Origin of the sequence: Mesorhizobium sp. M0715, assembly GCF_040320355.1 — a bacterium.
GTDB lineage: Bacteria > Pseudomonadota > Alphaproteobacteria > Rhizobiales > Rhizobiaceae > Mesorhizobium.
Genome location: NZ_JAMYPL010000018.1, coordinates 139,190 through 150,555 on the forward strand (window position 1 = coordinate 139,190; position 11,366 = coordinate 150,555).

Below are 11,366 nucleotides of genomic sequence, written 5' to 3' on the forward strand. Positions count from 1 at the left end.
TTGTTCAGTGATGTTGAGGAAGTGAGCGGATTACAAATCCGCGCTCACGCAATGCTGGAATCAGCCGGGACAGCGCCGTGACCGTCTGGTCGCGCAGACCGGCGTGAGCGCCCCGGCCCAACTCGCCGGGAGGGCATCCGTCGTGCAAGAGTACGATTGCGCCCGGCCGGACAGAGGCGAGCACTTTATCGATAATCGCGTCGACCCCAGGGCGAGACCAATCTCGAGGGTCGACGGACCAATGGAGGGCCGCCAGCCCGGCGATCTGTGACGCTGTGAAGACTTCTTCACTCCAGGCGCCGTAGGGCGCGCGAACATAGCGCACCGAGGCCTGCGGGCACGCTCTCATGATGGCGTCGTTCGCTTCAAAGACCTCACGTTGCACTTCGCCGAAACCGCATTGGTACAGATCCGGATGAGACATCGTGTGGTTGCCTACCTCGTGCCCTTCTGCGATCATCCGTTGGATTAGATCTGGGTGCTCTAAGGCGTAGGCGCCGATGACGAAGAAAGTCGCCGGCACCCGCTGCTCTGCCAGCACATCGAGAATCTCCGGTGTGAAAAGTCGATTGGGACCGTCGTCAAACGTCAGATAAACGCTGCGACGGCCGGTGCCGTCAGAGCACTCACGGCGCACTTCGTACAAGCAATCGGGACGGCTCATAGCTCTGGTCCGTTCCGATCTATCATCGTGCCCGTGGGCCATTCGCTGATCGGCCGTCCAACCGGCAGAACAATGGTGAGTGCGTCATCGATGCGTGTGGGCGGCAGGTCGAGGCGGGCCTCTGGTCGGGTCGAGCGGACGCGAATTCCCGACAAAACGGCCAAAGGCCTGTATCGCCGCCCGAACCTCTCAACATGATTCCGCAGCGCGTCCCGGACCGTCCCGAAAGCGAATGGAACGCCAAGCTCCTGCAGTATTGGAAGCATGACATGGATTGAATGGGCGATTCCGAGACCCTCAAGGTCCGGGCGTACCCCGTACAGGCCCAGCTCAGCCACCAACAGGTCGACCGCGTCAACCTTGATGAAACGGCGCAGTATGCCCATGTGAGCCGCTACACCACTTGAATCATAGGCGATCACGCGGAGTTCAGGCCTGGCTCCGGCCCAGCTTCGACTACCTTCGAACGGTTCTGCGTTGGACGCCCCAGTCGGCCCGTACGTATCACGAAAGAACTCGGCGAGCTCAACGTGATCGGAGAGCTGCAATTCGTTTTCCCAGCACAACTTCCACTGCACCTGATGGCGCATTCAGGACCTCTCTTCATATTAGTTTTTTGCGGCCGCATTACCCGACCAAAGCGGCGCTGTTGGCTGCATTCAGCCGTTGTCGTTGGCGAAGGTGAGCCAGACGCTCTCTCGAAGTTCCGGCCCGTGTCGTCGATTTGAGCTTGACGTCGCTCATTAACGTTCCTCTAATGCATGGCTCGTAAATTCGTAAAATTGATTGTTTGAATGATACGCATCCACGCGTTGGATAGAACATGACATGCGTTTCAAGGGACTCGATCTAAATCTCCTCGTTGTGCTGGACGCTCTGATGAGGGAGCGTAAAGTCACTGCCGCGGCTCGCAGTATCAACCTGAGCCAGCCGGCCATGAGCGCCGCCGTTGCTCGGTTACGCGCCTATTTCAACGATGAGCTATTTACGATGAACGGCCGCGAGCTCATTTTGACACCGCGCGCCGACGGGCTCGCCACAGCAGTCCGGGAGGCATTGCTGCACATCCAGCTGTCGATTATTTCCTCCGACGCTTTCAACCCGGCCCAATCGGATCGTCTCTTCCGAATGATGCTTTCCGATTACATCACGCTCGTATTTTTTAAGAAGATCGTAGAGCGTGCTGCGCGGGAAGCACCCGCCGTTCGCTTTGAATGTCTGCCTATTTGCGACGACCCCGAGGAGCTTCTCCGGCGCGGCGACCTTGATTTTCTGATTATGCCGGAAGTGTTCATGTCGAAACATCCTCGCGCAGTCCTGTTCGAAGATATGCTCGTATGCGTAGGCTGCGGCACGAACAAGCAGCTGTCAGAGCCACTTACATTCGAGCGATACTTGTCCATGGGGCATGTCGTGCTCAAATTCAGGCACACCCGGCAGCCCACCATGGAGGAATGGTATTTGCTCGAGCACGGTTTCGAGAGACGTGTCGAGGTCGTCGTACAGGGCTTTAGCCTGATCGCGCCCGTCCTGTCAGGCAGCAACCGCATCGGGACCATGCCCTTACGGCTGGCGCAGCATTTCGCAAAAACAACACCCCTGCGGATTGTCCAACTTCCGCCGCCACTTCCTCCTCCCGCATTCACGGAGGCCGTCCAATGGCCTGAGCTTCACAATACTGATCCGGCAAGCATGTGGATGCGGGAAATGATGTTGCAGGAGGCATCTAGCCTGGCGCCTTTGCCTGAAATCAATGAGCGTCTCGGGCACGCCGATCCGACCTTGCGGTTGTTGGTACCGACTGCCACCTCGATTTCGCGTGCGAAGTCCCGGAAGATGTTAAGCCCCACTTAAACACCGGGCCCTTGCCCAGCAGAGCGGCGCAGTTGATTGTCAAGTACGAGGGCCAGGAACGAGCAGAACACACGCCCGGGGTTGCTACTGAATTGACTGCCGCCTCCGATTTTGCTTGCGGAGTCCCAGAAGATGCTCAGCCCCACTTAAATGCCAACGTCGCAGGCCTTGCCGCGGCTTTTCACGCGCGGCCAGGCGAGGAGATGGCGGTCCACGTGGTCGATCCAATCTGTGCCAGCCTCGCTCGGCTACTGGCGTCGACGACAGTCCCCTGCACCGAGAAAGTCGGGCACTTGGCAATGAAGCCGGTCGAGCTTGACGCTGCGGACCCAGGCAATTGACCCCGCGCTTCTGCCTGAACGCGTGGCCGATCCGTTCATCTAATCGGCGCTACATTCTGCCCGGCTGAGGTCCGTGGGTGCGGCCACCCCGCGGGATTGGATCATCATTCAACTTTCTCTGGTTTATGAAAGGAAACTCCCCGCTCATGATAGAGTCCATGAGTTTCATATATTTTCCGGCAGATGGATGTCGAACGGGAGAAATGTCTGTCCGGGTGTTTCAGCGGTGCCGGTCTCGATAGCCCGCGTCATCAGCGTTATCAGCTCCCGGCAAAGTCGGCGCATTGGCGTGGCGACCGCCATCGTGACGATATTATCTGCGAGCGCCGCCCGAGACTCCGGCGTGATTTCATTCACGATCGCGACGAGATCGCGACTTTTGCCCTCTTCTCGGAGCGCGGAGATGGCGCCCTCCATGCCGCCGCCGGCGACATAGAAGCCGACGAGCTCGGGCTCTCGCTGCATGAGATCAAGCGTTGCCTCGTAGGTGATCTGCCGTTTCTCGAGGTTCATGACAGGATCCAGCACCTCGAACGTGGGCGCGTTCTCACGGCAATAGGAGCGAAAGCCGACGTCACGGAGCTCGTGCCCCTGGAAACGATGGCTGCCGACAAAAACCGCCACTTTGCCGGGCCGTTTTGCGACCTTCGACACCATCCAAGCGGCCGTGCGCCCCACCTTGCGGTTGTTAAGGCCGATATACCCCTGTCGTACGCCGGCGGCGAAGTCGGAAAGCAGCGAGAAAACCGGAATGCCTTTGGCCTTGAGGTCCTCAACCGCTGCTGTAATTTTCGGGTGGTCCGGTGCCACCATCGCGATCGCATGGCAGCGTGCGCCCAAATCCTTGAGCCGTGCGATCAGGTCGCTCGGCATATGTGACGGGGCGAATTCGACGAGCGGAATGCCGTGGAAGGACTGGGCCAAATTGACCGATGCTTCGACCTCGCGCGCAAAATCTTGGTAGAAATGCTGGGCCGGTTTTCTCAAGATGAAGCCCAGACGGTAGTGCGGTAGGTCTCGCCGCAAGCGCTGCTTGATTAGCCCGGCAGCATGATAGCCGATCGCGTGGGCGGCGTCGTGGACCCGCCGCGCGGTCTCCTCGCGCACCGGATGGCGGGCGTTCAGAACCCGATCGATCGTTGCTACGCTGACTCGGGCTTCGCGGGCGAGATCGGCAATTGTGGGGCGCTTGGTCATAGGTCCTATTCTGATCTTTTTGACGCCGGCCGGCTCTCTGTCGCCTAACGGGTTTCGGTTTCGGGTGGCAAAGTGAAAACGTCCCATACGAACGGCCAACAGCGTGTTGGACGAACATCATTCCAGACGTAAACCGGCCGGGTATACTGAAAGGCTCATTCGCTTAAAGGGCGGTGACGGTTTGCACTCACACATTTAGCGCTTCGGCTACATGGTCCGTGAGGAGCCGTTTAGAGGCTGCGGGTCGGTCGTTCAGTTCATGTGACCAGCTAGGCGACTTAACAGGTCGTGGGCCGCCCACCTTACTTGGAGGAGGGTAGCCGGTTTGATGCCTCGGCAAGCTGATGACCGCAGAAGGCGGCTTTCATCTGTGCTCGGTCCAATTCTCCTTCCCAGCGGGCGACGACGAGGGATGCCACTGCGTTGCCGACGCAATTCGTCAGCGCCCGGCATTCGGACATGAAGCGGTCGATGCCGAGTATCAGTGCCATCCCAGCAACGGGAACACTCGGAACTACGGCGAGCGTAGCCGCCAGGGTGATGAAGCCCGCGCCTGTGACACCTGCAGCGCCCTTGGAGGAAAGCATTGCTACGAGCAGCAGCAGCACCTGATCGCCGATGGACAGATCCGTGTTCGTCGCCTGCGCGATGAAGAGGGCCGCCAGCGTCATGTAGATATTCGTGCCGTCCAGATTGAATGAGTATCCGGCCGGGATGACGAGACCCACAACCGAACGCCTGGCGCCTGCCTTCTCCATTTTCTGCATCAGCGAAGGGAGCGCCGCCTCCGAGGAGGACGTTGCGAGGACAAGCAGCAGCTCTTCCTTGATGTAGCGAATGAGAGAACAGATCGAGAAGCCGTTGTAGCGACAGACCGCGCCGAGAACCCCGAACACGAAGAGGAAGGCGGTGAAATAGAACGTCGCGACCAGCATCGCGAGGTTGACCACCGAACCGATGCCATATCTGCCGATGGTGAAGGCCATTGCGCCAAAAGCGCCGATCGGCGCGGCCTTCATCAGAATTCCAACGAGCTTGAAGACAGGCGCGATGAGCGCCTGAAGGAAGCAAACGACAGGCTTGCCCGGCTCGCCGGCCATCGCAAGCGCCATGCCGAACAGAACCGAGAAGAACAGCACCTGCAGGATGTCGCCTTCCGCGAAGGCACCGACGATCGTTGGCGGGATGATGTTCATCAGGAAGCCGGTGACCGACTGCTCGCTGGCTTTTGCGGCATAGGTATTCACGGCCTGGACATCGAGCGAGGCCGGATCAATGTTGAGGCCGGCGCCAGGCTGGACGACATTGGCGACGATGAGGCCGACGATCAGCGCGAGTGTCGAGAAGGTGAGGAAATAGACCATCGCTTTACCGGCGACCCGGCCGACCTTATGAAGATCGTTCATGCCGGCAATGCCGGTGGCAATTGTCAGGAAGATGACAGGCGCGATGATCATCTTGACCAGCTTGATGAAGGCATCACCCAGCGGCTTCAGGCTCTCGCCGGTCTCCGGATAAAAATAGCCAATTGCGACGCCGAGCGCGATGGCGGCAAGCACCTGGGCGTAGAGCTTGGTGTAGAAGGGTTTGCGGGGCGCGGGACTCGCGCCGCGGACTTGTGCAGCTGACACTGGTTCTCTCTCCCTGACCGGATCGAGGTGGCGTGACTTCTCCCGGGCTTCTCCCTATCGCGGCGCTCCGGTCGAACGCTGCACCAACGCCGCCGCAATACCCATGCCAGATGAATCCGCATGACCTGAACTGACGTGGGCTCGCCAATGATGGAGGAATGCGGTGTCAGACCAGCGGGATGGCCGCGGTCCGGCACGCCCTTGATGGTCTCTGGCAGAGTGCTGCCGGTCGATCCCTCTGGCTAGCGGTTTTGCTGCACAGAGCGTGGTGGGTTCCTCGTTTAGCCGGCTTTGGACCGGGCCGCATCGCTGGCGCCAGCGCGTACCAAATAGGTCGCCTGTTCATAAGCCCGTCCAGATGACAGGCTAACTTACCCCTGTTCGGAAGCGCTGTGAGAGGCGAGTTCCTCTCGCCGGAACGCCTGCGCCACATGACGAAATCCGTTGGTCTAGAGGAGGCCGAGAGCTTCGCTTTCCCTGACTAGCCGTGGCACCCATGATGGAATGAATGCGCTGGCACAAGGCGGGAACGACGAGGGTCCAGCACGACCCGTTGATGTTCACTGACAGAGTGCTGCCAGTCGATCCCTCTGGCTCGCGGTTCATCGGTGGCATCAGAGCCGAGAATGGCTGTGCTCTTTGCAGCGCTCCCGCTGCATGAAAGCCACGTCCAGACGTAGAGATTGACGCCGTTGGCGCTGACCACGACGATGCGATCTGGAAATTGCGAGCACCGGCTACCAAGCCGTACTCGACGCCAGCTTCGCGCCTTCACACGCGACACCGCCGCCGTATGATCAACTCGAGCAAAATGGCGGTTGCCGCAAACGACCAGTGCCGTTGGCGGTTATTATCACTTCCGCCCCTCCGTCGCGGGCGCTGGTGAATGGCACGGCCCGGCTTTTACACTCGGCGCGGTCAGCCGCTCGGGCACCGCATCGCCGGCGCAAGTATTTCCGTCGTTCAACGGCAAAAACAGAATTGATGAATTCTATCATATGCCGCGAGGTTTCCTTTCACGAATGAAAGAAAGCTCGATTGACTATCCCGCCTCGCTCCAGTCTGTTGAAAACAACGTGTGGTTGCCTTGGTGCAAGCCGAGACCATGGCCAAGCTTCGTGGAGGGGAGAGCCAAGCGATGCATCAGGGTTCGATCCGCTTTGCACTCGACCAAACGGCGGCGGCACGAGTTCACGTCGGAGTATTTTCGCGCTTGCTCGCGACGTCGCGGGCGCACATGCCGCCGGCCTACGTTTGATGGCGCGAGATCGAGGATCACATGCACCACAACATTCGCAAATCAGAACAAAATGCCAGCGAGTGCGGCATATCGCTGCCGGATGCGATAAGAGGTTGTCCAACGTCCGAGACGAATCCTGCGAATGGGGTATTGCACGAGCGCGCCCTCACCGGAATCTTCGAAATATCGAAAATACTCACCGGTCCCGCCCGGCTCGAACTCACGTTGGCCAAGGTCGTTGATCTCCTGCACTCGTTAGTGCAGATGCGGCACGGCATCATCACTCTCTGCGATGCCGAGGCCGGACTGGACATCACCGTGGCCAGCGACTGCGACACGAACAGCAATGAGCCCTCCCGGTCGCGCGTGCCGCGCAACGCCATCGATCAGATTGTGACGACGGACACGCCGCTCATCGCCGAGGACATAGCGATGCATCCGGCCTTCACTGCCGCTGACATCGAGGTGCTTGGGGCCTCCGACACCGTGTCCTTCATCGGCGTTCCCATTCGTGTTGATGGGAACGCCGTAGGCGCGCTGACTGTGGACAGGGCTTTGGAAAGCAGGTCAAGCTATCGGCTCGATTACGATGTCCGACTGCTCACCATGATTGCCAACATGGTGGGACAGACAGTCAAGTTGCACCGCTTCTGCGCGGGGGACCGCGAGCGACCGCCGGAGTTGGAAGATCGGCTGCAGACGAAATTTTCCGATGTTAAGCACCCTGCACCCCGGCGCAAAAAGGTTCATGTCGAGGGGATGATTGGTGACAGTCCGGCGATAAGCGCGCTGCTGGAGAAGATCGCGATCGTAGCCAAGGCAAAAACCACGGTTCTGTTGCGAGGCGAGTCCGGTACCGGGAAGGAGCTGGCTGCCAAGGCAATTCACGAGTTGTCGCCGCGCGCCAAGCGGCCCTTCGTTAAACTCAATTGTGCAGCGCTCCCAGAGACAGTCCTGGAATCCGAATTGTTCGGTCATGAGAAGGGTGCCTTCACAAGCGCATTCAATTCCCGCAAGGGGCGCTTTGAGCTCGCTGACAAGGGGACGTTGTTTCTGGATGAGATTGGCGAGATCTCGGCCTCGTTCCAGGCAAAGCTGCTGCGCGTGCTGCAGGAGCAGGAGTTTGAGCGCGTCGGCAGCAATCAGACCATCAAGGTCGATGTTCGCGTGATTGCCGCCACGAACAGGAACCTGGAAGAGGCGGTTGCAAGGAATGAGTTCCGCGCCGACCTATACTACCGCATCAACGTGGTTCCCTTGCTGGTACCAGCATTGCGCCAGAGGCGCAGCGATATTCCGCTGCTCGCAGCTGAGTTTCTCAAGAAGTTCAACGACGAGAACGGCTGTACGCTTACCTTCGATCCGTGTGCGATTGAAGTGCTGATGAAATGTGAGTTTCCCGGCAACATTCGCGAGCTTGAAAATTGCGTGCACCGGACAGCGATCCTGGCCGAGGGACTATCAATCGGGAGAAACGACTTTGCCTGCTCCCAAGGCCAATGCTTTGCCGAGGCGCTGTGGAAGTGCAGATCGGGCAAGGCCGCGATGCAACCAGCGCCGATCCTGCCGGAGTCAGCGAATCCGGCCACGCCGCCGGATGCGGCAGCCTGTTCGGCCGCGACCACAGTCCCGCGTGCCGGCGCAACACACCCAATTGGTGCGAGGACCCCCGACATAGAGCGCGTCATTGCTGCCATGGAAAGATGTGGCTGGGTGCAGGCAAAGGCAGCGCGCCTCCTTGGACTGACCCCGCGCCAGATTGGCTACGTGCTGAGGAAATACGGCGTCGAGATCAAGCGTATCTGAAACCGAGGAGATGAGCTGAGCTGCTTAGCGCCTTGCGGCAGCGATGCAGGTCCGCGTCCGCTTCCACTCGATTCATCGAGGACAGCCTGGCCGAATTCCCGTGTCTGCGTTGCGACCATCGTGTGAGAGGCAACGCTTCCATCGTCAATCCTGTCCGCCATGTTGCTCTCGTTGCGAGCTCATACGGATGCCCCTGGTGACTAAAACGGAGTTAAAATATGTCCGATGCAAAACTGCAAACTGTGCTTTCGGCTCTTCCGCCAGTGACGCGACAGTTAGATGCTCTGCCGTCCAACGGACCAGCACCGGACGGAAATTTTGTCAAGCTGAATACGAATGAGAACCCGTTTCCGTTGCCGCCAATCATAATGCAAAGTGCAGTGGCGGCCCTCAAGTGCCAGTATCTATATCCGGATGACGATAACATCAGCTTGAGGGAAGCGGCGTCCAGCACCTATGGCGTTTCCAGGGATCAGGTCATCGCAGGCAATGGGTCGTCTGAACTGCTCGGACTGATCTACAGAGCTTTCCTCGCGCCTGGCGACAAGGTTGCGATGATGTCGCCAGGGTTTTCGTTCAACCGCAAACTTGCCATGATTCAGGGCGCCGAGTTTCTCGAAATCGGATGTCAAGCTCATTCCCTGCCAATGGAGCAATTGCTTTCCGGTCCGGCAAAAGACGCCAAGTTCATTATGTTGGCCAATCCAAACAATCCGACCGGAACATTCCTCCCGATAAGCGATATCGAACGCCTCGTAGCACAATCAGACCGCTTGGTTGTCCTTGATGAAGCCTACGTCGACTTTGCACCCGATCATGGCCTGCGCCTCATCAACCAGTATCCGAACGTTCTGATCTTGAGGTCATTCTCGAAAAGCTATGCCGCCGCCGGCATTCGCGTCGGTTTCGGTTTCGGTCACCCTGAAATTATTGGCAGGCTGCGAAACATCCAGAACGTCTTCAACATGAACGTCATCGGGCATGCCGTTGGTATCAGCGTGCTTGCGCATCGCGGCGCCTACGCAGAGAACCACAAGCACATCAAGGATGAACGAGAGCGAGTGACAGTCGCGCTGTCGCAACTCGGATTTTCCGTAACGCCCTCCCGCGCAAATTTCTTGCTGGCCCGTGTGCCCGCGGGACAGGACGGCTCATGGTGGCAAGCAGCATTGGAAAGGCAAAAGATACTTGTCGCGTTTTTTCCGGACAAAGGCTTGGAACACTGCATCCGCGTCAGCATCGGCACAAAAGAGCAGATGGATGCATTTCTTGCTGCCGCTGGCGACATTGCTGGAAGCTTAATGGTGCCAAGCTCCAAGGGCAGGGAAGCGTCAGGCTCTGCTTCTTCGTTACGCTGACGCTAATCGGCGATCACACACATCTCTTCCGACTTGCTTGGTCATCCCAGCAAGAGAACAGCCTGCTTTTAAAATCGGGGACTTATCGAGTGACAAACGTCTTTCCTTCAAACCTAGCGTTCGGCATCTTCGATCATCTGGACGAGGATGGCCGCGACATCGGTCGGCAGTACGAAGATCGCCTGATATTAGCAGAGGCGTGCGATCAGCTAGGGTTCTATGCCTATCATCTCGCAGAACACCACTGTACTCCCCATGGGAGAGGTCCATCGCCGAATCTGTTCTTATCGAGCGTCGCCCAGCGCACCCGGCGCTTGCGTCTCGGACCCTTGGTGATGCTGCTTGCGCTTTATCATCCGCTGCGTGCGTTCGAAGAGATCTGTATGCTGGACCAGTTGAGCGGTGGCAGGCTCGAACTGGGCATAGGGCGCGGTGCTCTCCCGATCGAATTGGGCTACTTCGGGATTGGTGCGGACGCGGTGCCGGGCCGTTATGCTGAAGCCAGCGAAATCCTCATGGAAATACTTGTTAATCCGATGAAGGTCGGCACGCTATGCTATCAAGGCCGCCATTTTGATCTCAATGACGTTCCTTTGACGCTAAGACCTCATCAGCGTCCACATCCGCCGACATGGGTCGCTGCCAATCGACCCGAGTCCGCAGCTTGGGCGGCTGCGAATGGAACAAATATCGCGTGTGTAGGACCTTCCTCTTCTGTTCGCAAAACTACTGATGCGTTCCGCGCCTATCGAGAGGACAACGCTGGCGCGGGGGATCAGGCGCAATTTATCGGATTGCTCCGCATGGTCGTGGTTGGGCGTTGTGACACACATGCCTATTCGCTCGCGGCACCTGCTTACGAACGCTGGCTCAAGAGCTTCCAATTCCTTTACGAGCTTAACGCTATCCCCACTCCACCAAACCTGCCGCTGACCTTCGATGCGGCAGTCGAGAGTGAATTGTGCGTGGTAGGATCAGCAGAATCTGTGCGAAAAGCTCTGTTAGGTCAGTTGGAAGAGGCAGGTGCCAACTACCTGCTTTGTCAACTGGCATTTGGAAATCTGCCGCTAGATGCTTCCCTGTACACTGCGACGACCATTCAATCCGAAATCATGGCTCGACTTGGCTGACCATGAAATTCGCAGTCTGAGGTTGAATCGTTGTACAGCGCTCCCTCACATCCACGTGCACTAGAGCGTTTCATATTTTGACGGAAGCGTAGCCTGCGTTTTCGAAGTAGTTCTTGCATTCGGCTGCCTCGATGGTTTCGACGAG

Annotated in this window: 8 protein-coding genes; 4 read left to right on the plus strand and 4 right to left on the minus strand. The window is 58.3% G+C overall.

What is annotated here, in order from left to right:
• Nucleotides 1-4 precede the first annotated feature (4 nt).
• Nucleotides 5-664, minus strand: a complete 660-nt coding sequence (gene nodB / locus NKI21_RS21235) for a chitooligosaccharide deacetylase NodB (protein WP_023766912.1) — start codon at nt 662-664, stop codon at nt 5-7.
• On the minus strand, nt 661-1,254 hold the full coding sequence (locus NKI21_RS21240) for a NodA family N-acyltransferase (RefSeq protein ID WP_023736281.1): 594 nt from the start codon (nt 1,252-1,254) through the stop codon (nt 661-663). Before NKI21_RS21240 ends, nodB begins: the two co-directional genes overlap by 4 nt.
• Nucleotides 1,255-1,492: 238 nt before the next feature.
• Between NKI21_RS21240 and NKI21_RS21245 the strand changes: the two genes are divergently transcribed.
• Nucleotides 1,493-2,518, plus strand: a complete 1,026-nt coding sequence (locus NKI21_RS21245) for a LysR family transcriptional regulator (protein WP_023736282.1) — start codon at nt 1,493-1,495, stop codon at nt 2,516-2,518.
• Nucleotides 2,519-3,024: 506 nt separating this feature from the next.
• On the opposite strand, the gene NKI21_RS21250 is transcribed toward NKI21_RS21245, so the two are convergent.
• On the minus strand, nt 3,025-4,056 hold the full coding sequence (locus NKI21_RS21250) for a LacI family DNA-binding transcriptional regulator (RefSeq protein WP_023736284.1): 1,032 nt from the start codon (nt 4,054-4,056) through the stop codon (nt 3,025-3,027).
• Between the two features lie 302 nt (nt 4,057-4,358).
• Nucleotides 4,359-5,687: a dicarboxylate/amino acid:cation symporter gene (locus NKI21_RS21255; RefSeq protein ID WP_032923201.1), complete on the minus strand. Its 1,329-nt coding sequence runs from the start codon at nt 5,685-5,687 to the stop codon at nt 4,359-4,361.
• Nucleotides 5,688-6,966: 1,279 nt separating this feature from the next.
• On the opposite strand from NKI21_RS21255, the gene nifA reads away from it, so the two are divergent.
• From nifA to NKI21_RS21270, 3 genes are all read left to right on the plus strand, one after another.
• Nucleotides 6,967-8,733, plus strand: a complete 1,767-nt coding sequence (gene nifA, locus NKI21_RS21260) for a nif-specific transcriptional activator NifA (RefSeq protein ID WP_352554108.1) — start codon at nt 6,967-6,969, stop codon at nt 8,731-8,733.
• 218 nt (nt 8,734-8,951) lie between these two features.
• Entirely contained in the window at nt 8,952-10,091 is a 1,140-nt protein-coding gene (hisC, locus tag NKI21_RS21265) for a histidinol-phosphate transaminase (RefSeq protein ID WP_352867154.1), read from the plus strand.
• 89 nt (nt 10,092-10,180) lie between these two features.
• The gene (locus tag NKI21_RS21270) at nt 10,181-11,221 is read left to right on the plus strand and encodes an LLM class flavin-dependent oxidoreductase (protein WP_023736289.1); all 1,041 of its coding nucleotides are present in this window, start codon (nt 10,181-10,183) and stop codon (nt 11,219-11,221) included.
• The last annotated feature ends 145 nt before the right edge of the window (nt 11,222-11,366 follow it).